Raw genomic sequence first — 24746 nt, 5'->3', positions numbered from 1 at the left:
CTGAAGTTTGCTCCCCCGCTGACGCCGGAAGCCCCCGCAGCCGGCTGCGGGGGCTTCCGGCGTCAGCGGGGTGCGATCACCCGCAGCTGCAGCATCGCCGCGAACCGGGCCTCCGGGTCGGACAGGTCCAGCTGCGCGACCTCGGCCAGGCGCCGCAGCCGGTAGCGGAAGGTGTTGGGGTGCACGTAGACCGCGTTGGCGGCCGCGTTCACGTCGCCGAAGGCGTCCAGCCACGCGCGCAACGTCTCGACCAGGTTGGTGTTGTGCTGCCGGTCGTAGTCGAACAACCGCGCGACCGGGCCGGTCGGGCGGTCACCCCGCGCGGCGACCAGGTCGCGCAACTCCAGCAGCAGCGCCTCGACCTGGACGTCGGCCAGGCGGGCGACCCGGCGGCCGATGCGCGGTTCCGCCCGCAGCACCCGCAGCGCCCGGTCCGCGCTGGCCCTGGCACCGGCCAGTGCCGGGACGTCCTCGGCGACCGGACCGATCGCGACGACCGCGGGCACCCGCTCCCCCACCCGGTCCAGGAATTCCGTCGCGATGGACACCGCCCACTGCTCGCCGTCGCCCTCGCCCTCCACCGGGACCAGCCCGTAGGCCACGTCCCCGACGAGGGCGCTCGCGGCACGCGGGTGCACCGCGGTCAGGTGCATCGCGAGACCGTCGCTCACCCGTTGGAGTTCGGTCGCCACCCCGGCGTCGTCCCGCTCGCCGGGGCCGCGGTCGGCGAGCGCGAGCGCCAGCACCACCACCGGACGGCCGGCCAGCCCCAGCCGGGACATGGCCTCGCGTGCTCCCGCGCCGCCTTCGAGCGCGGTGCTGAGCAGTTCGGTGCGCAGGCGGCGGGACACGTCGGTGCCCGCGCGAACGCGCAGCATGTGCAGCGCGACGAGCCGGGCCGCCTCCCGCAGCGCCTGCTCGCGTTCCGCGCTGAGCGGTTCCCGCACCGCCGCCCAGATCGAGCCGAGCACCTCGTCACCGGCCCGCACGGCGACGGCGACCCGTGGCATCGTCAGGCCGTCGAGGTTCACCAGCGCGTCGACGTAGACGAGCCGGTCGCTGCGGTACAGCTCGCGGAACACGCCCCGGTCGGTGAGCATCCGGGCGAAGCGTTCCGGCACCTGCCGTCCCAGGATCGTCTCCACCCGGGACGGGTCGGCTTCGTCCTGGCGGCCGGAGAACGCCAGCACCCGCGAGCGCGGGTCCTCGATCGTCACCGGCGCGTCGATCAGCTCCGCGATCGCGTTGGCCACCGCGAACAGGTCACCCGACGGCACCCCGCCCAGCATCTCCGGCTCGGCCTGGCCGACGTCGCCCTCGGCGAGCAGCGCCCGCAGCATCGCGGCCAGCTGCGCCCAGGACGCCCCGCGCGTCAGGCCCAGCAACACCACGCCGGTCTCGTCGACGGCGGCGGTGACCTCCGCCGGCACGTCGACCGGCGCGCGCACCACCAGCCCGGCCGCCTCCTGCTTGCCGAGCGCGCGCAGCAGGCGCGCGACCTCCTCGGGCTCGCGGACGCCAACGCCGAGCACGAGCGCGTGGCGGGGCAGCACGGGTTCCTCGAACGGGTCGTGGATCGCGACGCCGCCGATGTCCCCGGCGCGACCCGGGTCGCCGTGCACGAGGTCGAGCAGCGTGCCACCGAGGTCGTCGAGGACACGGACCACACCGGCGCTCACCGCGACGCCCCACCTCCTCGCCGGCTCAGCAGGCCACCCGCTCGGTCGCCGTCGTCACCTCGGCCAGCAGCTCCGGCACCGGCTCCACCCCGATGCCCGGCCCCGCGGGCACGTCCAGGTGCCCGCCGGAGAGCACGAACGGCTCGGTGATGTCGGTGCGATAGTAGCGGTCGGAGGCGGACGTATCGCCGGGCAGCGTGAAGCCGGGCAGCGCGGCGAGCGCGACGTTGGCGGCGCGGCCCAGCCCGGATTCGAGCATGCCGCCGCACCACACCGGCACCCCGTGAGCGGCGCACACGTCGTGCACCCGGCGCGCTTCCAGGTAGCCGCCGACCCGGCCGGGCTTGATGTTGACGACCTGGCACGCGCCGAGCGCGATCGCGTCCGCGGCCGACTTCGCCGACACGATCGACTCGTCCAGGCACACCGGCGTGGCGAGCCGCTTGGCGAGTTCCGCGTGGCCGAGCACGTCCTCCTCGTCCAGTGGCTGCTCGATCAGCAGCAGCCCGAACGGGTCGAGCCGGGCCAGGTGGCGCGCGTCGGCGAGCGTGTACGCGGTGTTGGCGTCGACCTGCAGCAGCACGTCGTCGCCGAAGCGTTCCCGGACCGCCCGCACCGGCTCGACGTCCCACCCTGGCTGGATCTTGAGCTTGATCCGCACGTACCCGGCGTCGAGGTAGCCGCCGACGGTGTCGAGCAGTTCGCCGACCGAGCCCATGATCCCGACCGACACCCCGCACGGCACCCGGTCGCGCACCGCGCCCAGTTCCCGCGCCAGCGGGCGGCCTTCGGCGCGCAGCTCGGCGTCGAGCACCGCCATCTCCAGCGCGGCCTTGGCCATGCGGTGCCCCTTGAACGGCGCCAGCACGCGGCCCACCGCGGTGGCGTCGAGGTGGTCGGCGGCCGCGAGCGCGGGCACGAAGAAGCGCCGCAGCACGTCGGCCGCGCCGTCCACGTACTCCGGCGAGTAGAGCGGGTCGGCCAGTGTGCCGCATTCGCCCCAGCCCACGGCCTCGTCCGTCTCGACCCGCACCAGCAGGATGTCGCGGGCGGTCTGCGTGCCGAACGAGGTCCGGAACGGAGCCACCAGCGGCATCTCGATGCGGCGCAGTTCCACTCCGGTCAGTTTCACGCGCTGTCCTCCTTGGCCACGCGGGTGACGACGTACCACCCGGTCTTGTCGAATCCCGCGACGCGCGCGCCCTGCGCCAGCAACGTGCCGAGCGTGTCGCGCACCGCGATCCGCCACTGCCGCGCCAGGCTCGGGTCCGCGCGGCGCAGCGTCTCGATGTCCCGCGGCGCGGCGACCAGCAGGGCCGGCCCGTCGAGACTGCCGAGGCGGGGCGTGTCGTTCTCCGCGCCGAGCGCCACGACCGCACCGGGCGGCGCGCTGACGCGCCGGGGTGTGCCGTCGCAGGCCGCTTCGACCTCGGGTGCGCCGATGCGCCAGTGCACCAGCAGCCGGTCGGTGTCGTCGTCGCCGTTGATGTGGTCGTGCATCCCGCCGTAGAAGTTCGGCAGGTACTCCACGGCTTCGGCGGCGAGCTTGCCGAGGTTGAAGTAGGCGTTGCGGCTCACCAGCGGATCGAAGGTCCACTCGATCACCGCGATCCCCCGCGGCAGCGCCCAGGCGCGCTGGTGCAGCTTGAGCGCCAGCCCGACGCTGCGCCCGGCCATCACCGGGGACACGCCCGCGATGTGGCTGTGCATCACCCCGGGGGTGCCGAAGAACCCGACGCAGGCGCCCACGAGCTCGTCCCCGACGTACGCGCCGGCGACGTAGTTGCCCGCCTTGGTCAGCGCGCGCATGAGTTCGGTGGTCACCGGCGGGTTGGCCGGATCGGGGCGCCAGATCAGGTCGAACAGCCGGTACACGGCCTCCAGCTCGGGCAGTTCGGCGATCTCGCGGACGCGGACGCCCGCCGCGACCGCCGCCTTGGCCGCGGCTTCCTCGGGACTGGTCCTCACCGGCGCACGTCCGTCAGCAGGTCGGCAACCAGGGCCGACAGCAGCGCGGTGCGGCCGGGCAGCTCGCCGATCCGGATGTGCTCGGTGTCGGCGTGTGCTCCGCCGCCGACGGCCCCGAGCCCGTCGAGGGTGGGCACCCCGGCGCCCGCGGTGAAGTTGCCGTCCGAGGCGCCCCCGACCGCGGCGGCCGTCAGCGGTGCCAGGCCGAGCGTCGCCGCCACCTTCTGCGCGCGGGCGAACAGTGCGGCCGACGACTCCGCTTCCATCGGCGGCCGGTTGGGGCCTCCCAGCACCTCCACCACCGAACCCTCCACAACGGACTCCAGCGCCCGCATCCGCTCGTCCACCCTGGACTGCTCGGCCGCGCTGCGGACGCGCACGTCGACCGCGAACTGCCCGGCGGCGGGCACGGTGTTCGCCGTGGTGCCGGCGGACAGCACGGTCGGCGTCACGCTCGTGCCGCGCCCGGGGTCCGCGAGCCCGGCCACCGCCAGGATCTGGTGCGCCAGCTCGACGGTGGCGTTGACACCGCGTTCCGGTTCCAGCCCGGCGTGCGCGGCCCGGCCCTTCACCTGCACCTGGTACTGCGACACGCCCTGGCGCTCGGTCTTGAGCGCCCCGCCGTCGGCGGAGGCCTCCAGCACCAGCGCGGCGGCGCAGCCCGCGGCCTCGTCCTCGATCAGGGTTCGCGAGCTGGGCGAGCCGAGCTCCTCGTCGCCGGTGATCAGGATGGTCACCCCGGCCCGGTCGCCGAGCGCGGCGACGGCGTGCAGAGCCATCACCACCCCGGCCTTCATGTCGAAGCAGCCGGGCCCGCGCAGGACATCACCCTCCACTGTGTACGGATGCGTGTCCAGGGGACCCAGCGGCCACACGGTGTCGTGGTGGCCGAGCAGCAGGACCCGCGCGGGGCCAGGGCCGAAGCGCCAGCGCAGGTGCGTCCACCCGTCGCGGACGATCTTCTCCGGCGGCACCCCGAGGAGCCGCTCGCCGAGGCGCGCGAGCGTGTCCGCGCTCGCGGCCACCGCCGGGTGGTCCGACGATGGCGATTCGCAGGTGACCAGCCGCTCGATGTCGTCGAGCATCGCGGACAGGTCCGGGAACGGCATGCTCACACCACCTTCGGTGTGGCTCGCACGCCGTGGTGCACGTACCGCTCCCCGGTGGGCAGCGAGTAGAACGTGACCGGCATCCAGGACTCCATCTGCGGGATCCACACCACGAACAGGTCGTCGTCGACGGCGACCAGCTCGTACTCCTCGACCGGGTCGGGCACGAGCTCGGCCAGCTCGCCGGTCACGGTGGTGCGCAGCTTCGGCGTGTCCCCGTCGCGGAACACCTCCATGCGGGTGCTCGCGCGCTCGTACGTGCCCAGGTGCGGGGTGATGTCCACGGCCACCGGCTCGTCCGGCGGCGCCAGCGGGTGCGGCACGGCGACGCCGGCCAGTTCGGCGAAGATCTCCCGGTACAGGTCCTCGTACAGGCCGCGGGTGTTGCCGCCGTTGGTGAGCAGCGTGACCGCGAGTCCCGCGGCGGGCAGCAGGCGCAGGAACGCGGCCTGCCCGATCGTGTTGCCGTCGTGCCCGAGCACCAGCTGCCCGTCCCAGTGCAGCCGGAACCAGCCGATGCCCCACGAGTCGGCCAGCGAGTGCTTGTCCGGCAGGTCGACCTGCTTGTCCGCCATCGCCGCGGCCGCTTCCGCGCTGAGCACGCGGGTGCCGTCGGCGGCCAGGCCACCGGTCAGGTGCATTCGCGCGAACGCCAGCACGTCCGCCGCGGTGGAGTCGATGAGGCCGGCCGGGCCCGCCGACCGCGGCAGTGTCCACACCGGCGCCGTGACCGGTTCCGGCGAGCCGACGTGGCCCACCGCGGCGCGGAACATCAGCGCCTCTTCGGGCAGCGTCACCGTGCGGGTCAGACCGAGCGGGGTGAACAGGCGCTCCCGCAGCGCGGCGTCCCACGTGCCGCCGGTGAGCTTCTCGATGACCCGGCCGGCCAGCGAGAACCCTGAGTTGCAGTAGGACCAGGTGGCGCCGAGCGGGTGGTTCTGCGCGACCTCGTCCAGCCGCGCCACGTACTTCTCCAGGCAGTCGTCGCCGCGGCCGGTGTCGGTGAAGACGTCGCCGTCGATGCCGCTGGTGTGGGTGAGCAGGTGGCGCATCGTCACCTGCTTGGTGGTGTCCGGGTCCGCCAGCCGCAGCTCCGGCAGCACGTCCGCCACGGGCGCGTCGAGGTCGAGCAGCCCCTCGTCGGCGAGCTGCATGGCGACGGTCGCCGTCCACACCTTGGAGATCGAGCCGATCTGGAACACCGAGTCCGTCGTGGCCGCGACGCCGGTGTTGACGTTGAGCACCCCGTGGGCCGCCTCGACCACTTCGTCTTCGCCGCCCAGGCGCAGGATGCCCAGCGCCGCGCCGGGCACGTGGTGCCGTTCGGCGAGTTCGGTCAGGCGCCGCTGCCAGTGCGCGGCGTCCAGCGGCGGGCGGCGGCCGGGCGTGTGCCGCTCGACCCAGTCCACGACGCGCCGGTTGTAGTCGAGGCGGTGCGAGGGCCGTCCGTTGAGGATCAACGCGTGCGCGCCGCCCGGGTACAGCACCAGCCGGGTGGGCACGCCGCGCTCGCGCAGCGCGGTGTGCCACTGCTGGGCCTGGCCCACCGGGCAGAGCAGGTCGGCGCCGCCGTGCAGCACGAGCGTCGGCGTGCGGACCTGGTCGACCTTCGCCAGCGGCGACATCGCGGCGTAGGCATCGGGGGCGTCCCACGGCAGCGCGCCGAGTTCGTGCGCCGCCAGCAGGTGCCCCTCGTCCGAGGTGCCCGCCATGCTGGTGAGGTCGGTGACCACGCCCCCGGCGACGGCCGCGGCGAACCGGTCGTCGCGGCTGGTGAGGTAGCAGGTCATGAAGCCGCCGTAGCTGTACCCGGTGACGGCGAGCCGGTCCGGGTCGGCGACGCCTTCGGCGACGAGGTCGTCCAGCGGCTCAAGGAAGTCCTTGGCGTCGGCGGTGCCCCAGCCGCCGCGGACGGCGGTGAAGAACTCCTCGCCGTAGCCGTCGCTGCCGCGCGGGTTGAGCAGCAGCACGGTCCAGCCGCGGGCGACGAGTTCCTGGTGGTAGAAGTGGATTTCGTCGGCGCCGCCCTGCCACGCGTTGTGTGGTCCGCCGTGGATGTCGAGCAGCAACGGCGCGGGGCCGGTGGTGGCCGGATCGCGCAGCAGCCAGCCGTGCACGACGGTGCCGTCGGAGATGCGGAACTCCCGCTCCTGCGGGGTGACCAGCTCGATGCCCTCCGCCGTGTGTCCGGTGAGGACGGTCTCGGCGCCGGTGGACAGGTCGAGGCTGACGATTTCGCCGTAGGAGTCCGGCGTGGTGAGCACGACGGCCGCGGTGGTCCCCGCGACGCTCAGCCCGGCCACAGTCCGTCCGGCGCCGGTGAGCACCGGGCGCGGGGTGCCGCCGTCGACGGGCACCGAGTACAGGTGGGTGCAGCCGCGGTCGCGGACGCAGAACAGGACGCTGCGGCCGTCGTCGGTGAGCTGCGGCCAGGCTCCGGGGTAGGCCGGGCTGCCGGGCATCACGTTGCGGTCCAGCTCGGCAGCGAGGTTCACCGGATCGCCCCCGTCGAGCGGGATCCGGATCAGCCCGGCGTGGCTCTCCGGTCCGTGCTGGTTGCCGACGACGAGCAGCGCGCCGCCGTCCGCCGTCCACGTCAGGGCCGCGGCGAGCCCGTCGGCGAGGCCGACTTCGCGCGGGGTGGCGGCGGGATCGGTCACGTCGAGCACGTGCACCGGGACCCGGATGGCGAGGTCGCGCTGAACGCCGGTCGCGGCGGCGAAGGCCAGCTTGCCGCCGTCCGGCGACCACGCCGGGTCCCCGGCGTGCCAGTCGCCGCTGGTCAGCTGGCGGCAGTCGCCGGTGGCGACGTCCACGACGTGCAGGTGCGCGCGCTTGCCGCGCAGCACGCCGGCGCCGTCGGCGTGGTAGTCGAGCCGGTCGGCCACGATGGGCGCGTGGTCGGGCTCGTCCGGGGTGAGGTCGACGGCCGCGCTGAACGCGATCTTCGTGCCGTCCGGGCTCCACACCGGCCGTCCCGCGCCCAGCGGCAAGGAGGTGAGGCGCTCGGCTTCGCCGCCGGCGGCGGGCAGCAGCCAGACCTGCGGCGGCCCGTCCACCGCGCGCAGGAACGCGATGCGGCTGCCGTCGGGCGACCACGCGGGCGCGTTGTCGGCGCGTCCGTGCGTCAACCGCCGCGCCCGCCCGGCGGGGACGTCGGCGCGCCACAGGCTGTGCACGTTCTCGTCGGCGGAGAGGTCGCTGCCGCGCAGGACGTAGACGACCGCGTCGCCCGAAGGGGACAGCGCGGGCTGCTCGGGCACGGTCAGGTCGGTCAGGTCCGTGATGCGCTGGCGTCGGGTCACCGGGTTCTCCTCTGTGCGCGAAGGGGTCGGACGGGCAGGGGCTCCTCGCCGGAGCCGGTGTCCGGATCGGACACCTCCCCACCGGAAGCGGCCGCGAGCAGCTCGCGGGTGTAGGGGTGCTCGGGTTCGGTGAGGACCCGGTCGGCGGGACCGTGTTCGACGATCCGGCCCCGGTACATCACGGCGATGAAGTCGCTGACGTAGCGCACCACCGCCAGGTCGTGGGAGATGAACAGCATCGACAACCCGGTCCGCTCCTGCAGGTCGCGCACGAGGTTGAGCACGGTGCCCTGCACCGAGACGTCGAGCGCGGAGGTGATCTCGTCGGCGATGATCACTTCCGGGCGCGCGGCGAGCGCCCGCGCCAGGGCCACGCGCTGGCGCTGCCCGCCGGAGAGCTGAGCGGGCCGCATCCCGGCGCGGTCCGCGGCGAGGCCGACCTGCGCCAGGAGGCGTTCAACCTCGGCGCGCCGGTCGGTCCGGCCGCGCGGGATGGCCTCGGCGATCGAAGCGCCGATGGTCATCCGGGGGTCCAGCGCGGAGTACGGGTCCTGGAACACCATCTGCACCGGACCGGGCTGCCGGACCGGCCGTCCGCCGACGAGGATCCGCCCGGCGGCGACCGGCGCGAGGCCCACCGCGGCGCGGGCGAGGGTCGACTTGCCGGAGCCGGACTCGCCGACGAGACCGACGATCGCGCCGTCCGGCACGGTCAGGTCCACCCCGTCCACGGCGGTCGTGCCGCGGCGCCGCGAGCCGTAGCGGACGGAGACGCCCTCGAAACGCAGTTCGCTCATCGCGCCTCCCCCACCCGGATCTGCTCGCGCGGCACGTCCACCACGGGGTGCCAGCACGCGACTCCGTGCACCAGTGGCGGCTCCTCGGTCGTGCACCGTTCGGTCGCCAGCGGGCAGCGCGGCGCGAAGGCACAGCCCGGCGGCAGGTCCGCGGGTTCGGCGGGACGGCCGGGGATGACGGCCATCGGCCGGTCGCGATCGGTCGTCATGTCCGGCACGGCGGCGAGCAGGGCCCGCGTGTACGGGTGCGCCGCCGAGTCCAGGTCCGCGGCCGGCAGGTCCTCCACGATCCGGCCCGCGTACATCACCAGCACGCGGTCGCACATCCGGCGGACCACCCCGATGTCGTGGCTGATGAGCAGGATCGCGACGTCGTCGGCGGCGCGCACGTCGGCGAGCAGCCGCAGCACGCGGCCCTGCACGGTGACGTCGAGCGCCGTGGTCGGCTCGTCGGCGACGATCAGCGCGGGCGAGCACATCAGTCCCATGCCGATCATCGCGCGCTGCCGCATGCCGCCGGAGAACTCGTGCGGGTACTGCCGGGCCCGTCGCTCGGCGCCGGGCAGACGCACCGCGCGCAGCCGGTCGACGGCGCGCGCGAACGCGGCGCGCCGGGTCATTCCCTGGTGATACCGGGCCACCTCGGCGAGCTGGTTGCCGACCCGCTGGGTGGGGTTGAACGAGGTCATCGGGTCCTGGAAGACCATCGCGAAGGAGGTGCCGAGCAACTGCCGCCGCGCGCGGGTGTCCGCGCCGGGCAGCGACTGCCCGAGGAATTCCAGCCGGTCGGCGTGCACCCGGCCGGGTTCCTCGATCAGCTGGGCGACCGCGAGCGCGGTGAGGCTCTTGCCGGACCCCGATTCCCCGACGACGCCGACGGATTCACCACGTGCCAGGGCGAAGCTCACGCCGCGCACCGGGGTGACCGGCCCGGGGAAGGTGACCTGCAGGTTCTCCACCGCCAGCACGGGATCCGCCGGCTGGGGTGCGGGGGCGGCCGCCGGTGGCGGTGCCGGCGCCTCCCGTCGCGGGTGGCGGGTGGTGTCGGCGCCGATCGCGGTGGCGACCGCCTCGCCGAAGAGGCTGAACGCGAGCCCGGCGACCACCACCGCCACCGTGGGCGCGAGCGCGGCGGCCGGGTGGAGGTAGAGCACGTCGAGACCGTCGCGAAGCAGGCGGCCCCAGTCGTAGTCCGGCGACTGCACGCCCAGGCCCAGGAACGACAGCCCGGCGAAGGCCAGCATCGTGCTGCCGGTCGTGATGGTCGCGTTGACGACCAGGGGTTCGGCGACGTTGGGCAGGATGTGCCGCCCCAGCAGGCGGAACCGGCCGACGCCGGCGATCCGCGCGGCGGAGACGTAGTCGAGCGCGGCGACGCGGGCCACCATCGTCCGCGTGAGCCGGGCGAACGCCGGCGCGATGGCCAGGCCGATGGCGAGCACGCTGCCGCGCGCGCCGACGCCGAAGATGACCGCGAAGAACAGCGCCAGCAGCAACCCGGGGAAGGCCACCGCGATGTCGACCACCGCGGACACGAGCCGTCCCGCGCGCTTGCCGAGCAGCACGGCGGCGGTGCCCAGCAGCAGGCCGGTGGCCACCCCGATCGCGGTGGCGGCGAGCGCCAGCTCGACCGACAGCCGGGTGGCGACCAGCACGCGGAAGAAGATGTCGCGGCCGAGCCCGTCGGTGCCCATCCAGTGCTCGGCGGAGGGTCCGCGCAGGATCTGGTTCGTGTCCAGCGCCGCGGCTCGCTCCGCCCACAGCAGCGGCGCGAGCACCGCCAGCCCGAGCACGGCGACCACGACCACGGCGGCGCTCGCGCCCAGCGGGCGGCGCAGGGCCGCGCTCCAGTTCGACTTCGGCACGTTCTCAGCTCTCCCTGATCGCCGACCGCGGGTCGAGCAGCGCGAGCGCCACGTCGACGAGGAGGTTCACCAGCAGCACCCCGAGGCCGTAGACGAGCACCACGCCCTGCACCAGCGGGTAGTCCTTGGCGAGGATGGACTGCACGATGGTGCTGCCGAGGCCGGGCCAGGCGAACACGTTCTCCACCAGCACCGTCCCCGCGACCATCGCGCTGAGCAGCAGCCCGCCCAGCGTCAGCGTCGCCGTCAGCGCGTTCGGCAACGCGTGCCGCAGGTAGATCCAGCTCGCCGGCAGCCGCTTGGACCGGGCGGTGCGGATGTGGTCGGCGCGCAGCACGGCGAGCATCTCCACCCGGGTGATCCGCGCCAGCACCGCGGCCGGTCCGGCGGCCAGCGCCAGCACCGGCAGCAGGTAGGACTCCGGCCCGGACCGCCCGGCCACCGGCAGCCACCCGAGGCTGACCCCGAACACGAACACCAGGCCCACCGCGATGAGGAACTCCGGGATCGCGGCCAGGACGGCGGTGGCGGAGGTGAACGCGAGCTCGGTCGTCCGCCGCCTCCCGCCGCGGGTGAGCACCGCCATCACCGTGCCTGCCGGGATCGCCACGGCGACGGCGAGGAGGAACGCGTACCCCGCGATCTCCAGCGTCGCGGGCAGCCGGTCGCCGATCACCTGCGCGACCGGCAGTCCGGAGCCGAGGGAGGTGCCGAGGTCGCCGGTGAACAGGTTCCCGAGGTAGTGCAGGTACTGCTGCCACAACGGGTCGTCCAGGCCGAGCGCGGCCCGGCGGGCCTCGACGAGTTCGGGCGCGGCGGTCGGCCCGAGCGCGGCCCGCACCGGGTCGCCCGGGATGAGGTGGATCATCCCGAACGCGGCGGTGAGCAGGACCCAGACCGACACCAGCACCCGGACCAGCCGCCGCACGGCGAACCGGACCCAGACGTTGTCACCCAGTCCGGCCGGGCGGATCGCGGTGGTCACCACGCGCGCCTCAGCCGAGCATCCGGATCGAGCTGGGGACGATGCTGCCCTGGCTCGTCTCGAGCGTGGCGCCCTGCACGAACGTGGGCCGCACCGCGTTGACGAACGGCACCACGTTGAGCTCCCGCACCAGCGCCTGCTCGGCCTCGCCCCACTTGCCGCAGCCGTCGGCGCCGGCGAGCGCGCCGGCCTGCTGGACCGCCGCGTCGTAGGCGGGGTTCTGCACGGCCGCGAAGTTGTTGCCGCTGCCGGAGAAGAACGGGACGAGCTGGGTGGGCAGGAACACCCCGAGCGGCACGAACGCCGCGTCCCAGACGCCCTCCGCGAGGACCTGCGTGGACTCGGTGTCGGTCATGCCCTTGACGGTGACCCGCGCGCCGGCCGCGGACCAGCGCTGCTGGACCAGTTCGGCGGCCGCCTGCATGGTCGAGCCGAGCGTCGACGGGTAGTAGAAGGTGAGCGCCAGCGGCTTGCCGTCCTTGACGCGCACGCCGTCCGGGCCCGCGACCCAGCCGGCGGAGTCCAAACCGGACTTCGCGGCGGCCAGGTCGAAGGCGGGCAGCAGCCCGCTGATGGTGTCGCCGCCGCACGGGCCGAGCCCGGGCGCCAGGAGGCTCTTCGGCGCGCGGCCGGTCCCGCTGGTGAGGACCTGGCCGAGCTGGCCGAGGTCGAGCGCCTGGGTCAGGGCGCGCCGCACCGCGACGTCCGCGCCGGGCATCCCGGGGCGCTGGTTGAACCACAGCTCGCCGAACGGGGACTCGATGTCGTGTGCGGTCAGGCCCATGCCGCGCAGCCGCTGCTGGTCGGGGCCGACCACGGCGGCCGCGTTGACCTGCCTGGACGCCAGCAGGTTCGCGGCGGTGAGCTCGTTGCCGACGACCCGGATCACGACGGTGTCGGGCAGCCCGCGCGTGTCGGTCTTCCAGTCGCCGGGCCCCCACGCGTAGTCCTTGCGCCGCGTGAGCGTGTAGTGGTCGCCCGCGACGGCCTCGGTCAGGGTGTACATCCCGGTGCCGTCCGCGCCCTGCTTGAGCAGCCCGCGGTCGGCCATCCCCTTGCCGCAGACGATGAAGAGCCCGCCGATGTCGCGGACGAGGAACGAGTCCGGGGTCGGGCTGGTGACCGTGACGGTGCCCGCCGCGTCGTCGCCGGTTGCTTTCGCCCCGGGCATCACGTAGAGGCCCAGCGAGGCGGAACCGTTGGCGGGGTCGCTGACGAAGTTGATGTTGTCGGCGACCTGCGACGCGGTCAGCGGGGTCCCGTCCGAGCAGGTGATGCCCTTGCGCAGCGTGTACTTCGCGGTGGTCGTGTCGCCTTCCCACTTCTCCGCGAGCCCGGCGACCATGTTGCCGCCCGGGTCGATGTTGACGAGCGTGTCGTAGAGGAACCGGTCGGCCTGGATGGTCACCGACATCGTGGTGAAGTGCGGGTCGAGGCTGCCGGGGTCGCCTGCCGAGACCAGCGTGAACGTGCCACCGTCCACAGTGGTCGACCCGGCGCCGCCGCCGCAGGCGGTCAGCGCCAGCGCCAGCACGGCGGCCGCGGCCGTGATCGAAGCGGTCTTCATCGTGTCTCCTGGGTCAGGCGGAGCGGCGGGTCGCCCGCCCCGAGTGGACGTAGGCCGCCCGGCCGGTGCCGTCGTCGCCGACGAACACGTGCGGCAGGTGGACACCGTGGGCAGGGGTGCGCGGGATGAGGACGTCGTCGTCCAGCCGGACCAGCTCGGTCCGCTCGGCCTCGCCCAGCTCGGCGAGGAGGCCCTTGGGCCGCTGGTCGAGCCAGAGGCGGCCGTCGTCGTCCTGGGTGACGGTCAGGTCGGCGACCTCGCTGGAGTAGGTGCCGAGGTAGCGGCGGCCGTCGACCGGCAGCGGGTCCGCGGGTGGCTCCGGCAGCGGCGGCAGGGCGATCCCAGCCAGCTCGGGCAACAGGTGGCCGTAGACGTCGGTGTAGAGGCCGATCGTGTCCCCGCCGTTGGTGAGCAGCGCGATCGCGACGTCCTGGCCGGGCACCACGCGCAGGAACGCGGACTGCCCGATCGTCCCGCCGTCGTGCCCGAGGACGGTGCCGCCGGGCCACTCGTACAGCTCCCAGCCAAGCCCCCACGCGGTGCCCATCAGGCCGAGCGGCGGCAGGCCGACCTGCCGCTCCTGCATGGCCTTCACGCTGCCCGGGCTGAGCAGCTGCGTGCCGTCCGGGGCGGCGCCGCCGGACAGGTGCAGGCGGGCGAAGGCCAGCAGGTCCCGTGGCCGCATCGCCAGCGCCGAGCCGGCGGGCGCATTGGAGCGGACCAGCGACCACACCGGGGCCGGCTGCCCGCCCGGCAGGTGGCCGACCGCGGCGCGGTGCAGGATCGCCTCCTCGGCGTTGGTCGCGAAGTGCGTCAGGCCGAGCGGCGTGGCGAGGTGGTCGTGCAGGCACTGGTCGTAGGGCTTGCCGCGGAGCACCTCGACGATCCGGCCGAGCACGACGAAGGCCGCGTTGTTGTAGGAGAACATCTCCCCCGGCGGGAACAGCTGGTCGGTGCTGCTCAGGGTCGCAACGTACTTCTCGACGCAGTCGTCGCCGCGGCCGGTGTCGGTGAACAGGTCGCCCTCGAAGCCGGACGTGTGGCACATCAGCTGCCGAACGGTGATCGCGGCGGCGGCGCTCTCGTCCGCCACCCGGAAGTCCGGCAGGTACCGGCGCACCGGCGCGTCCAGGTCGAGCGCGCCCTCGTCGGCCAGCTGCATCGCGAGCGTGGTGGTCCAGACCTTGGTGATGGACCCGATCTGGAACACCGAGTCCGGGGTGGCCTCGACCCCGGTCGCGCGGTTCAGCACCCCGGCGGCCGCGTCGGCGACGTCGCCGCCCACGGCGACCGCGATGGCCGCGCCGGGCACCTCACGCGCCTCGACCAGGCGGGGGAAGTCACGTCCGAGCCAGCCGGTGATCTCGTCCAGGTTCGCCATCGGGCCAAGGTAGCGGCGCCGGTGGCGGAAAAGTTCGTTCGCGCGGACGAACGCGGCCCCGCGGGTTGGTCGTCCAGGACGAACCCGCGGGGCGGTCCGCCTCAGTCCTGGTGGGCGGTCGCGATGGACTTCGCCCGCCACGGCTCGGTGTCGTCGGCGATGCGGTCGACCTTGACCTGCCAGCGGTCGATCGCGTCGCGGCCGAGCAGCAGGTGGGTGGGCAGCTTCTCCTGGCCGGTGACCTCGTAGATGAGCGCGGCTCCCTGGACGGGGTCGCCCAGCTGCGTGTGGTTGGCCTCGCCGACCCAGTCCAGCGTCGCGTGCGCCGGGGTGCCGTCGTAGGCCGCGATGCGGTTCTCCGGCAGGGACAGCGAGCTGGCGTCGAGGAAGTCGGTGCGGAACACGCCCGGCTCGACGACCATGCTCTGGATCCCGAACGGCGCCAGCTCGACCGACAGGGCCTCGCTGATGCCGGCCACGGCGAACTTCGACGCGCTGTACATGCTCACCCCGGGCTCGCCCTCGAAACCGGAGCGAGATCCGATGTGGACCAGCTTCCCGCCGCCCGCTTCACGCATGTAGGGCAGCACCGCGCGGGTGATGTTGATCAGCCCGAACACGTTGAGGTCGAACAGCGAGCGGGCCTCGGCGTCGCTGATCTCCTCCAGGGCGCCCAGCAGACCGCGGCCGGCGTTGTTGACCAGCACGTCGATCCCGCCGAACCGGTTCACCACGGACTCCACCGCCGGGGCGATCGCCGCGGTGTCGGTGACGTCCAGCGCGACCGGGAACACGCGGTCGGCGGACTTGAGGTCGTCCGGGAGCCGGTCCGGGTTGCGGACCGCGACCGCCACCGTGTCGCCGCCCGCCAGTGCCGCGCGGGCGATCTCCGCACCGAGGCCGCGGGACGCGCCGGTGATCAGCCAAGTAGCCATGTCCTCGTCTCTCCTTCGCTTTCGGCGTTGTGCCTGTGCCCCGCACTCAACCAGCGCGGAGCAGCGAAAAGGGCGCCGAAAAGGGCCTCGCTCATCCTGGGACGGAGTGGGCCACCAAACCGCGCTGAGGGGGACATCCTGTCCCCCGATCACCTGGGCATTGGTGCGGCCCCTTTTCCGGCTTACGGACTGGTTGTGTGAAGGCATCGGGACGAAAACCCGCAACCGGAAAGGAAAAACCGTCATGTCGCAGGTCATCACCGGAACCCCGCTCGCCGGCCGCGTCGCCGTCGTCACCGGCGCCAGCAGCGGGATCGGGGCCGCCACCGCGGAACGGCTCGCCGCGCTGGGGGCGAAGGTCGCGGTCGCCGCGCGCCGCAAGGACAACCTCGACGACCTGGTCGCCCGGATCACCGCCGCGGGCGGCACCGCGCTCGCCCTCCCGCTGGACGTCACCGACCGGGAGGCCGTCACCGCGGCGGCGGAGCAGGTGGCCGATCGGCTGGGCCGGGCCGACCTGGTCGTCAACAACGCCGGGGTGCAGCTGATCTCGCCGATCGAGGACCTGAAGGTCGACGACTGGCAGCGCCAGATCGACCTGAACGTCACCGGGGTGATGAACGTCCTCGCCGCGTTCGTGCCGCAGCTGGTCGCCGCGGCGGAGGCGGGCGGGCCCGCGGACCTGATCATCACCTCGTCGATCGCCGCGACCCGGATCCTGGAGAAGTTCTCTGTCTACTCCGGCACGAAGGCCTACCTCAGCCACTTCAGCCGCCTGGCGCGCGTCGAGCTGGGGCGCAAGATGGTGCGGGTGTCGGCGATCGAGCCGGGCATGGTCGACACCGAGCTGCCCGACCACGTCACCGACCCGGACGCCAGCAAGCTGATGGCCGACCTGCTGCGCGACATCGAGTGCCTGAGCCCGGCGGACGTGGCCGAGACGATCGCGTTCATCGCCGCGGTGCCGCGCCACGTCAACCTCAGTGAGATCACGATCCTGCCGACCGCCCAGGCGGTCTGAGCGGCTCCCGGCGCGCCGTCCGTCCTATTCGGACGGCGCGCCGAGCAGCCGCCGCAGCGCCGCGGCGTCCGCCTCGCGCACCGGGGTGTAGACGACCAGGTGCAGGCCGGGGTGGTCCTGGGGCGTGAGCTGGTGGTGTTCCAGCAGCAGCTCCCCGGCCACCGGGTGCCGGAACAGGCGCTCGCGGGAGGCGAACCGTTCGACGCCCAGGCTCTCCCAGCCCGCCCGGAAGTGGTCGCTGGCCGCCCGCAGCCGGTCGATCAGGTAGCCGAACTCCCCCAGCCGGGGCCCGGCTTCGGCCCGGAACTCGGCGAGGAACCGGCGGCTGGTGACCTCCCAGTCCGGCAGCAGCTGCCGCACGTACGGGTCGGTGAACACCAGCCACAGCAGGTTGCGGTCCTGCGCCGGCACGGTCGCGACGTTCGGGTAGAGCGCCGCGTAGGCGGCGTTCCAGCCGGTGATCTGCCAGTCTGGGGCCACCGCGTAGGCGGGTGACTGCGCGAGCGCGTCGAGCAGGCGCTGCACGTGTTCCGGCGCGGCTTCGGGCTTCGGCGCGGCGGGAGGCGGGAGGCGGGGGCGCCGAGTAGCCGGCGAGGGAGAGCACGTAGGCGTGCTCGGCGCCGGTGAGCCGCAGCGTGCGGGCGATCGCGTCGAGGACCTCGCGCGAAGGGTTGATGTCGCGGCCCTGCTCGAGCCAGGTGTACCAGGTGACGCTGACCCCGGAGAGGTAGGCGACCTCCTCGCGGCGCAGCCCGGTGGTCCGGTTGCGGCCGACCGGGGGCAGGTCGAGGTCGGCCCGCACGAGCCGGGTCCGCCGGTCGCGCAGGAACTCACCGAGCGCACGCATGGTCACCCCGCAACACTAGTAGTGCCACTACTAGTGTTCGCACCGTCTTCGCTTCCCGGCCTGGCGCGGGCATCGTGAGCGCATGCCCGAACTGCGATCACGCACTGTCACACACGGACGCAACATGGCCGGCGCCCGCGCGCTGCTGCGCGCCGCCGGGGTGGCCCGGGAGGACTTCGGCAAGCCGATCGTGGCCGTCGCCAACAGCTTCACCGAGTTCGTGCCCGGCCACGTCCACCTCCAGCCGGTCGGCCGGATCGTGTCCGAGGCGATCCGCGAGGCCGGCGGCATCCCGCGCGAGTTCAACACCATCGCCGTCGACGACGGCATCGCCATGGGCCACGAGGGGATGCTGTACTCGCTGCCGTCGCGCGACCTGATCGCCGACTCGGTCGAGTACATGGTGCAGGCCCACCGCGCCGACGCGCTGGTGTGCATCTCCAACTGCGACAAGATTACCCCCGGCATGCTGATGGCCGCCCTGCGCCTGAACATCCCGACGGTGTTCGTCTCCGGCGGCCCGATGGAGGGCGGCACCGCGGTGCTCGTCGACGGCACCGTGCGCACCCGCCTGCACCTGGTCTCCGCGGTGTCCGACGCGGTCGCCGACTCGGTGTCCGATGCCGACATCGCCCGCATCGAAGAGGCCGCCTGCCCGACCTGCGGCTCCTGCTCGGGCATGTTCACCGCGAACTCGATGAACTGCCTCACCGAGGCCCTGGGGCTGGCCCTGCCGGGCAACGGCTCGGTGCTCGCGACCCACACCGCGCGCCGCGCCCTCTACGAGCAGGCCGGGCGCACGGTGGTGGACTTGGCTCACCGCTACTACGACTCCGGCGACGAGGGCGTGCTGCCGCGGGCCATCGCCTCGCGGGCGGCGTTCGACAACGCGATGGCGCTGGACCTGGCGATGGGCGGATCGACCAACACCGTGCTGCACCTGCTGGCCGCCGCGCACGAGGCCGGGCTGGAGTACACGCTGGCCGACATCGAGCGCCGGTCCCGGGAGGTGCCCTGCCTGTGCAAGGTCGCCCCCAACGGCACTTACCTGATGGAGGACGTGCACCGGGCTGGCGGCATCCCGGCGATCCTCGGCGAGCTGCACCGCGCCGGGCACCTGCACGAGGACGTGCGCAGTGTGCACGCCGACTCGCTCGCCGAGTGGCTCAAGACCTGGGACGTCCGCGGCGGCTCGCCTTCCCCGGAGGCGGTCGAGCTGTTCCACGCCGCGCCGGGCTGCCGCCGCTCGGCGGAGGCGTTCTCGCAGTCGGAGCGCTGGCACGACCTGGATCTGGACGCCGCGGGTGGCTGCATCCGCGACGTCGCCCACGCCTACTCGGCGGACGGCGGGCTGGCGGTGCTGCGCGGGAACCTGGCCGAGGACGGCTGTGTGGTCAAGACCGCGGGTGTGGACTCCTCGATCCTGACCTTCGCCGGGCGGGCGGTGGTGACCGAGTCGCAGGAGGAGGCCGCCGAGGCGATCCTGGCCGGGCGCGTGCAGCCCGGTGATGTGGTGGTGGTGCGGTACGAGGGCCCGCGCGGCGGCCCGGGGATGCAGGAAATGCTGTACCCGACGGCGTACCTGAAGGGGCGCGGCCTCGGCAAGGACTGCGCCCTGGTCACCGACGGCCGGTTCTCCGGCGGCACCTCGGGACTGTCGATCGGGCACGTCTCGCCGGAGGCCGCCGCGGGCGGCACGATAGCCCTGGTCGAGGACGGCGACCGGATCGTCATCGACATCCCCGGCCGGACGTTGCACCTCGACGTGCCCGACGAGGTGCTCGCCGAACGCCGGGCCCGGGCGACGTTCCGGCCCCGCACCCGGAAGCGCACGGTGTCCACAGCGCTACGCGCCTACGCGGCGATGGCCATGTCCGCGGACAAGGGCGCGGTGCGGGAGGTGCCGGAGACGCTCTGAGCTCAGTGGGTGAGCCCACCGCGACGAGGCTGGCCAGCGCGTGCCGCGTAACCACCGGCGGGCGGAACCCGATGCCGCACCGGGCTCCGCCCTCTGCGCGATCGCCGCCAGCCGGGCCACGACCTCGGCCGGCTGGGTGTCGTCGGGGTCGGCGGACGGGCGCGCCCAGCGGATCCACCCAGGCAGCGTCGCCCCCTGCACCAGCAGAGCACCAACGAAATACCGGGATCAGCGCACCGGCAGTTCGCGATCGTGGTTCTCGGCGCTGTTCCAGTTGGCCAGCAGGCGCATCGAGGTTTCCGACGCGGAGCCGGGTTCGGTGGTGTAGACGAACAGGATCTGGTCCGGGTCGCCCGCGGGGTGGAGCGCCTGGTACTGCACGGTGAGGTCGCCGACGAGCGGGTGGTGGTAGCCCTTGGAGCCGGTGGTGCGCCGGTGCACCTTGTGGTCGGACCACCACTTCCGGAACTGTTCGGAGTGGATGGACAGCTCACCGATCAACGCCGACAGCTGCGGGTCGTCCGGGTAGCGGCCGGCGTCCAGGCGCAGCATGGCGACCGTGTCCGCGGCGACGGCCTCCCAGTCCTGGTACAGCTCGCGGGCGTGCGGGTCGAAGAACACGAACCGCGCCTGGTTGCGGTCGGCCGCGGGCAGCGCCCGGAACTCGGTGATCAGGGCGCCCGCGAGCCGGTTGTGGGCGAGCACGTCGAGCCGCCGCCCCAGCACGAACGCCGGCGAGTGCACCCCGTCCAGCATTTCGACCAGCCGCAGAGTGGCCGGGTCCACCCGCTGCGGCCGGGCGCGTCGCTTGCGCACCGCGGGCTCCGGACGCCCCAGGTCCATCAGGTGCTGGCGCTCGGCGTCGTTCAGCCGCAACGCGGTCGCCAGGGCGTCCAGCACCTCAGCCGAAGCGCTGCGGCTGCGGCCCTGCTCCAGGCGCGTGTAGTAGTCCACACTCACCCCGGCCAGCTGCGCCAGCTCCTCGCGCCGCAACCCGGGCACCCGCCGCCGCGCCGAGCCGTCCAGGCCCAGCTCCTCGGGGCTGACCCGGGACCGGCAGGTCCGCAGGAACTCCGCCAGCTCGCTGCTCTTCATGCCGCTCATGGGTCCGATTCTGCCCGCCGCCGGCCAGGGGGCGAGCGGTGAAGGTGGCCCATCTTGTCCCCCTGTCACCAGCCGTGGATGACCGCGGCGAGTGGGTGTTCGTGGTGGAGCCGATCAGAGCAGGGTCATTACCCACGGAACCTTTGGACTGCTTGGCGGTCGGCCATGACTTCGTGACCGTCATCCTCACCGAAATGGGTCCGAACCACGTCAGCTGTCACTCACCCGACGGCCGCACAGCGGGCTTTCTGCTGAACCAGTCCTATTACTCACTGGCTGGGCACGCCCGGGAGGCTGCTCCCGGTGCCGAGGCCCTACTCGGAGCTCGAAGAGCTCGTCCTGGCACTGGCGATGATGTCCAGGGAGTTCGGTTTCACGCTGAGTCCAGAGGTCGCTCAAGGCCCGCTGCCCACCGCCCCGCTACCCGGATGACGGTCGAGCCCGCCCGCACGGGCCGTCCCGTGCGGGCGTCGAGCCGGGAGTCAGGCGAGCGGGCGGTCCCGCGCGGCGTCGCGGGCGAGTGCGGCTGCTCGGCGGTCCTCGAAGCGCGAGGCCTGCGCGTCGAGTCCCTTGAGGAATGCCGCGAGTTCGTCGCGGGCGGTCTCGCCTACCTGGCCCAGGCCTTCCAGCTCGAAGACCTTCCAGTACCGCAGCAGCGGCATCACCACGTCGTCGTGGTGGATGCGCAGGTCGTAGATCCCGGCCTTGGCGATCAGCGCGGCCTTGCGCGCGAAGCTCGGGATGACCGCGCCGGGCATCGCGAAGTCGAGCACCTCGTCGGTGATGGCGCGCATCATCGCGTCCGGCGTGATCTCCAGCGCCGCCTTCACCAGGTTGCGGTAGAACACCATGTGCAGGTTCTCGTCCGTGGAGACCCTGGCCAGGAGTTTCTCCGCGAGCGGGTCCTGGGTGTACCGGCCGGTGTTGCGGTGCGACAGCCGCGTCGCGAGCTCCTGGTACGACACGTAGGCGCACACCCGCAGCAGCGGCTTGTCCCCGCTGTCGTAGCCCGCCTGCATGGTCTCCATGCGCATGCGCTCCAGCTCGACCGGGTCGACCGCGCGCGTCACCAGGAGGTAGTCGCGGATGCAGATGCCGTGCCTGCCCTCCTCCGCGGTCCAGCGGTGCACCCAGGTCCCCCACGCCCCGTCCCGGCCGAACGCGCGCTCGATCTCCCGGTGGTAGCTGGGCAGGTTGTCCTCGGTCAGCAGGTTGACCTCGAGGGCGGTCCGCGCCACCGGCGACACCCGCGACTGCTCCGGGTCCCACGCCTCGCCGCCCAGATCCGCGAAGTTCCGGCCCTCGCTCCACGGCACGAACTCGTGCGGCATCCAGTCCTGGGCCGCCGCGAGGTGGCGGTTGAGGTTCTCTTCGACCGTCCCCTCGAGCTCGTGCATCAGGCGGGTGGTGTCGGGAAGCGTCATGCGCACGTCCTTCGGGATCCGGGGCAGGAACCTACGAATCCGTAACTTACGGTCCCGTAGGTACTGTCAACGCACGAGCGCCCCGACCGGTTCCCGACGACCGTCGATCCCGCCGTCTTGCCGGATGCAACATTTCGTGTTTCAGTTGCATCTGGCGTCGCGACGAGGCGGCACCGGCCGGAAGGAATTCCCATGCGCAGCCCGATTCGGCACCGCCTGCTCGCCGTCGCCGCCGCGGCCCTCCTCGCCGTCACCGGCTGGAGTGGCGTTGCCAGGGCCGGCACCTACGCGCCGGTGGACCGGCCAGGACCGGAGTTGACCGCGCCCCGCCTGGCCGACAGCCTCGACTGCACCGCCGACGTCCGCAACGCCACGCGCGAACCGGTCCTGCTCACGCCCGCCACGACCGTCGACAGCGAACAGAACTTCGGCTTCACCTACGAGCGGCTGTTCCGCCGGCTCGGTATCCCGTACTGCACGTCGGATTCGCCGGTGGATCGCTACAACATGGGCGACATGCAGGTACGGGCCCAGTACGTCACCTACGCCATCCGGGAGATGTACAAGCTCGCCGGGCGCCCCATCGCCGTGATGGGACACAGCCAGGGCGGGATGATCATGCGCTGGTCGCTGCGGTTCTGGCCCGACACGCGGCACATGGTCGACGACGTGATCGGGATGGCGGGCACCAACCACGGCTCGGTGGTCGTCCCCGCGTTGTGCGTCCCCGACTGCGCTCCGGCGCTGTGGCAGCAGCGAGCGAGCTCGGAGTTCGTGCAGGCACTCAACTCCGGCCAGGAGACCTTCCCCGGCATCAGCTACACCGAGATCTATTCGCGCACGGACGAGTTCGTGCAGCCCAACCTGGACGACACCGGCACCTCCTCCCTGCACGGGGGCGGCGGGAACATCACCAACGTCGCCGTGCAGGAGGTCTGCCCGCTGGCCGTCCCCGAACACCTGCTCATCGGCACCCTGGACCCCGTCACGTCGGCGCTGGCGATCGACGCGCTGACCCACCCCGGCCCGGCGGACCCCGGCCGGATCGAGCGGTCGGTCTGCGGCCGCCTGCTGATGCCCGGCGCGCACCCGGTGACCGGCCCGCTCACCTTCGCGACGCTGACCGCGCAGGTCTCGGCGCAACTGACGGTCGCCGCGCACCGGGTGCCGTCCGAACCCGCACTCGCCTGCTACGTCACCGCCCGCTGCCCGTGACGAGCCGGCCCGATCGCGAGAGCGCCCTGCACCTGGCAGTGCGGACGTTCAACGCACGGCAGCGGGTGGAGGTCAACGACCTCGCCAAGGCGCTCGGCGTCAACCGGGTGACCGTCTACCGCTGGCTCGGCGACCGGGACGCGATCCTCGCCGAGGTGGTGTGGCGGCTCGGCGAACGGACGATGCTCGACGCGTACGCCTCGGCGGACGGGACCGGGGGCACGCGCATCGCGAACGCCATGTCGGCGTTCGTCCGGCAAACGCTCGCGCATGCCGGCATGCGGCACTTCCTCACCACCGAAACCGAAACGGCGCTGCGCGTCCTCACCCGCGGCGGGCACACTTTCCAGCCCCGGCTCGTCGCACTGGTCGAGACGCTGCTGAACAAGGAGCGCGAGGCGGGTGCTCTGTCCGTGATGGACATCGACCTGCACGACCTGGCCTACCTGTGTGTCCGCGTCGGCGAATCGTTCGTCTACACCGACGCGATCACCGGGGAACCCCCGGACCCGGACCGCGCCGAACGGGCACTGCACTACCTGCTCCGCTAGCTCGGAGTCCGTCACGCGCGCGCTGGCCCGGTGGAGCGCCGTGGGATGAGGGTGGGTGTGGCGACGAGCGTGCGGGGCTGCTCGCCGCGGGTGGCTTCCGTGAGCAGGTCCAGCGCGCCGGCCGCGATCTGTCCGAACGGGACGCGCACGGTGGTCAGCGGCACGGGCAGGCGGCTGACGATGGGGATGTCGTTGTAGCCCACGATCGACAGGTCCTCGGGCACGCGCAGCCCGAGCGCGTGGGCGGCGGCCATCACGCCGATGGCGGTGTTGTCGTTGACGGCGAAGATCGCGGTCGGCCGGTCCGGCCGGTCCAGCAGGTCGCGCCCGGCGATCTCCCCGGACTCGATGGAGAAGGCGTCCCCGGCGACCAGCCGGTCGTCGAAGCCGATCCCGGCCTGGTCGAGGGCTTCGCGGTAGCCGGCGAGCCGTTCCTGGGCGCTGGACGCGTAGCCGGGGCCGCCGACCAGCCCGATGCGCCGGTGCCCGAGGTCGAGCAGGTGCCGGACGACCAGGTGCGCCCCGAGCCGGTCGTCGCCGACGGCGGCCGGGCCGATGCCGTCGGTGCGCAGGGCCAGCGCGTGCGGCACGTCGCGGGCGGTGGGGGTGCCCAGCCGCGCGGTGGTGAGGATCAGCCCGTCGACGCGACGGCGCACCAGGGTCTGCACGGCGAGCCGTTCGGTGTCGGGCTTGTCCTCGGTGGTGGCGACGATCGCGAACATCCCCCGGCTCCCCGCGGCGGCGGCGATCTCCTCGTAGAGCATCGCCATCACGGTGTCGGTGAGCCGCGGCACGATCACGCCCACCGTGTTGGTGCCCGACCGGCGCAGCCCGGAGGCCAGCGGGTCGCGCACGTAGCCGAGCTCGGCGGCCACCCGCCGCACCCGTTCGGCGGTGGGGCTGCTGGAGCGCGGCAGCCGCTCGTCCAGGACGCGGGACACGGTGGACTTGCTGACCCCGGCGGCCCGGGCAACGTCGAGGATGGTCACCACGGGGGCAAGGCTACTGGTCGGCGAGGGCTTTCCGGACTCACCGTTGACGGCGGGAGGCACGTGACGCATTCTATGGGAACGTT

General features: G+C 73.1%; 19 protein-coding genes and 1 pseudogene. 4 read left to right on the top strand and 16 right to left on the bottom strand.

Annotated elements, in window-relative coordinates; translation table 11 throughout:
- Positions 1–62 precede the first annotated feature (62 nt).
- From ABZ193_RS32320 to ABZ193_RS32270, 11 genes are all read right to left on the bottom strand, one after another.
- On the bottom strand, positions 63–1679 hold the full coding sequence (locus ABZ193_RS32320; RefSeq protein WP_354712569.1) for a helix-turn-helix domain-containing protein: 1617 nt from the start codon (positions 1677–1679) through the stop codon (positions 63–65).
- A gap of 25 nt (positions 1680–1704) precedes the next feature.
- Positions 1705–2811 carry an o-succinylbenzoate synthase gene (gene menC / locus ABZ193_RS32315; RefSeq protein WP_020415931.1) on the bottom strand — a complete coding sequence of 369 codons (1107 nt, stop codon included), beginning with the start codon at positions 2809–2811 and terminating at the stop codon, positions 1705–1707.
- Entirely contained in the window at positions 2808–3647 is an 840-nt protein-coding gene (locus tag ABZ193_RS32310; RefSeq protein WP_354712568.1) for a GNAT family N-acetyltransferase, read from the bottom strand. Before ABZ193_RS32310 ends, menC begins: the two co-directional genes overlap by 4 nt.
- The gene (locus ABZ193_RS32305) at positions 3644–4732 is read right to left on the bottom strand and encodes a M20 family metallopeptidase (protein WP_354712571.1); all 1089 of its coding nucleotides are present in this window, start codon (positions 4730–4732) and stop codon (positions 3644–3646) included. Before ABZ193_RS32305 ends, ABZ193_RS32310 begins: the two co-directional genes overlap by 4 nt.
- Positions 4733–4758: 26 nt before the next feature.
- Positions 4759–8061 (bottom strand): serine hydrolase, encoded by a 3303-nt coding sequence (locus ABZ193_RS32300; protein WP_354712567.1) that lies wholly within the window; start codon positions 8059–8061, stop codon positions 4759–4761.
- Positions 8058–8858, bottom strand: coding sequence for an ABC transporter ATP-binding protein (locus tag ABZ193_RS32295; protein ID WP_354712566.1), 801 nt, complete (start codon positions 8856–8858; stop codon positions 8058–8060). The genes ABZ193_RS32300 and ABZ193_RS32295 overlap by 4 nt, the downstream gene beginning before the upstream one ends.
- Positions 8855–10723: a dipeptide/oligopeptide/nickel ABC transporter permease/ATP-binding protein gene (locus tag ABZ193_RS32290; protein ID WP_354712565.1), complete on the bottom strand. Its 1869-nt coding sequence runs from the start codon at positions 10721–10723 to the stop codon at positions 8855–8857. Before ABZ193_RS32290 ends, ABZ193_RS32295 begins: the two co-directional genes overlap by 4 nt.
- Positions 10724–10727: 4 nt before the next feature.
- Positions 10728–11711, bottom strand: a complete 984-nt coding sequence (locus ABZ193_RS32285) for an ABC transporter permease (RefSeq protein WP_354712564.1) — start codon at positions 11709–11711, stop codon at positions 10728–10730.
- 7 nt (positions 11712–11718) lie between these two features.
- Positions 11719–13275 carry an ABC transporter substrate-binding protein gene (locus ABZ193_RS32280; protein WP_354712563.1) on the bottom strand — a complete coding sequence of 519 codons (1557 nt, stop codon included), beginning with the start codon at positions 13273–13275 and terminating at the stop codon, positions 11719–11721.
- A 13-nt stretch (positions 13276–13288) separates the two neighbouring features.
- A complete protein-coding gene (locus ABZ193_RS32275; RefSeq protein ID WP_354712562.1) occupies positions 13289–14656 on the bottom strand; it encodes a serine hydrolase domain-containing protein in 1368 nt (455 codons plus the stop codon).
- 101 nt (positions 14657–14757) lie between these two features.
- Entirely contained in the window at positions 14758–15591 is an 834-nt protein-coding gene (locus ABZ193_RS32270) for an SDR family NAD(P)-dependent oxidoreductase (RefSeq protein ID WP_354712561.1), read from the bottom strand.
- A 244-nt stretch (positions 15592–15835) separates the two neighbouring features.
- On the opposite strand from ABZ193_RS32270, the gene ABZ193_RS32265 reads away from it, so the two are divergent.
- Positions 15836–16612, top strand: a complete 777-nt coding sequence (locus ABZ193_RS32265) for an SDR family oxidoreductase (RefSeq protein ID WP_237335283.1) — start codon at positions 15836–15838, stop codon at positions 16610–16612.
- A gap of 24 nt (positions 16613–16636) precedes the next feature.
- Here the strand turns inward: ABZ193_RS32265 and ABZ193_RS32260 are convergent, their stop codons facing one another.
- Together ABZ193_RS32260 and ABZ193_RS32255 are read right to left on the bottom strand one after the other, a co-directional pair.
- Positions 16637–17137 (bottom strand): hypothetical protein, encoded by a 501-nt coding sequence (locus ABZ193_RS32260; RefSeq protein ID WP_354712560.1) that lies wholly within the window; start codon positions 17135–17137, stop codon positions 16637–16639.
- Positions 17138–17279: 142 nt separating this feature from the next.
- Positions 17280–17459, bottom strand: a pseudogene (locus ABZ193_RS32255) (helix-turn-helix transcriptional regulator); the annotation flags it as partial.
- Positions 17460–17541: 82 nt separating this feature from the next.
- Here ABZ193_RS32255 and ilvD point away from each other — a divergent pair.
- Positions 17542–19377, top strand: coding sequence for a dihydroxy-acid dehydratase (gene ilvD, locus ABZ193_RS32250; RefSeq protein WP_354712559.1), 1836 nt, complete (start codon positions 17542–17544; stop codon positions 19375–19377).
- Between the two features lie 228 nt (positions 19378–19605).
- Here ilvD and ABZ193_RS32245 read toward each other — a convergent pair whose 3' ends face one another.
- Both ABZ193_RS32245 and ABZ193_RS32240 read right to left on the bottom strand, forming a co-directional pair.
- Positions 19606–20472: a helix-turn-helix transcriptional regulator gene (locus tag ABZ193_RS32245; protein WP_354712570.1), complete on the bottom strand. Its 867-nt coding sequence runs from the start codon at positions 20470–20472 to the stop codon at positions 19606–19608.
- Positions 20473–20963: 491 nt separating this feature from the next.
- Positions 20964–21905, bottom strand: a complete 942-nt coding sequence (locus ABZ193_RS32240) for an acyl-ACP desaturase (protein ID WP_354712558.1) — start codon at positions 21903–21905, stop codon at positions 20964–20966.
- Positions 21906–22097: 192 nt separating this feature from the next.
- Here ABZ193_RS32240 and ABZ193_RS32235 point away from each other — a divergent pair, with 192 nt between their 5' ends.
- A complete protein-coding gene (locus tag ABZ193_RS32235; protein ID WP_354712557.1) occupies positions 22098–23120 on the top strand; it encodes a lipase in 1023 nt (340 codons plus the stop codon).
- A complete protein-coding gene (locus tag ABZ193_RS32230) occupies positions 23117–23671 on the top strand; it encodes a QsdR family transcriptional regulator (protein WP_354712556.1) in 555 nt (184 codons plus the stop codon). The genes ABZ193_RS32235 and ABZ193_RS32230 overlap by 4 nt, the downstream gene beginning before the upstream one ends.
- 11 nt (positions 23672–23682) lie before the next feature.
- Here ABZ193_RS32230 and ABZ193_RS32225 read toward each other — a convergent pair whose 3' ends face one another.
- Complete coding sequence (locus ABZ193_RS32225; RefSeq protein WP_354712555.1) at positions 23683–24663, bottom strand: LacI family DNA-binding transcriptional regulator; 981 nt, start codon at positions 24661–24663, stop codon at positions 23683–23685.
- Positions 24664–24746: the final 83 nt, after the last annotated feature.

This window comes from Amycolatopsis sp. NPDC006125, from assembly GCF_040614195.1.
In the GTDB taxonomy this organism is placed as follows: Bacteria; Actinomycetota; Actinomycetes; order Mycobacteriales; family Pseudonocardiaceae; genus Amycolatopsis_E; species Amycolatopsis_E tucumanensis.
The sequence above is the reverse complement of the archived record's forward strand: the minus strand, read 5'-3'. Positions and strand labels throughout refer to the sequence as shown.

Excerpts from the sequence above, each read along its gene's own strand:
- ABZ193_RS32305 (WP_354712571.1), bottom strand. The coding sequence starts at position 4,732 with ATGCTCGACGACATCGAGCGGCTGGTCACCTGCGAATCGCCATCGTCG.
- ABZ193_RS32295 (WP_354712566.1), bottom strand. The coding sequence starts at position 8,858 with ATGAGCGAACTGCGTTTCGAGGGCGTCTCCGTCCGCTACGGCTCGCGG.
- ABZ193_RS32280 (WP_354712563.1), bottom strand. The coding sequence starts at position 13,275 with ATGAAGACCGCTTCGATCACGGCCGCGGCCGCCGTGCTGGCGCTGGCG.
- ABZ193_RS32275 (WP_354712562.1), bottom strand. The coding sequence starts at position 14,656 with ATGGCGAACCTGGACGAGATCACCGGCTGGCTCGGACGTGACTTCCCC.
- ABZ193_RS32270 (WP_354712561.1), bottom strand. The coding sequence starts at position 15,591 with ATGGCTACTTGGCTGATCACCGGCGCGTCCCGCGGCCTCGGTGCGGAG.
- ABZ193_RS32265 (WP_237335283.1), top strand. The coding sequence starts at position 15,836 with ATGTCGCAGGTCATCACCGGAACCCCGCTCGCCGGCCGCGTCGCCGTC.
- ilvD (WP_354712559.1), top strand. The coding sequence starts at position 17,542 with ATGCCCGAACTGCGATCACGCACTGTCACACACGGACGCAACATGGCC.
- ABZ193_RS32245 (WP_354712570.1), bottom strand. The coding sequence starts at position 20,472 with ATGAAGAGCAGCGAGCTGGCGGAGTTCCTGCGGACCTGCCGGTCCCGG.
- ABZ193_RS32240 (WP_354712558.1), bottom strand. The coding sequence starts at position 21,905 with ATGACGCTTCCCGACACCACCCGCCTGATGCACGAGCTCGAGGGGACG.
- ABZ193_RS32235 (WP_354712557.1), top strand. The coding sequence starts at position 22,098 with ATGCGCAGCCCGATTCGGCACCGCCTGCTCGCCGTCGCCGCCGCGGCC.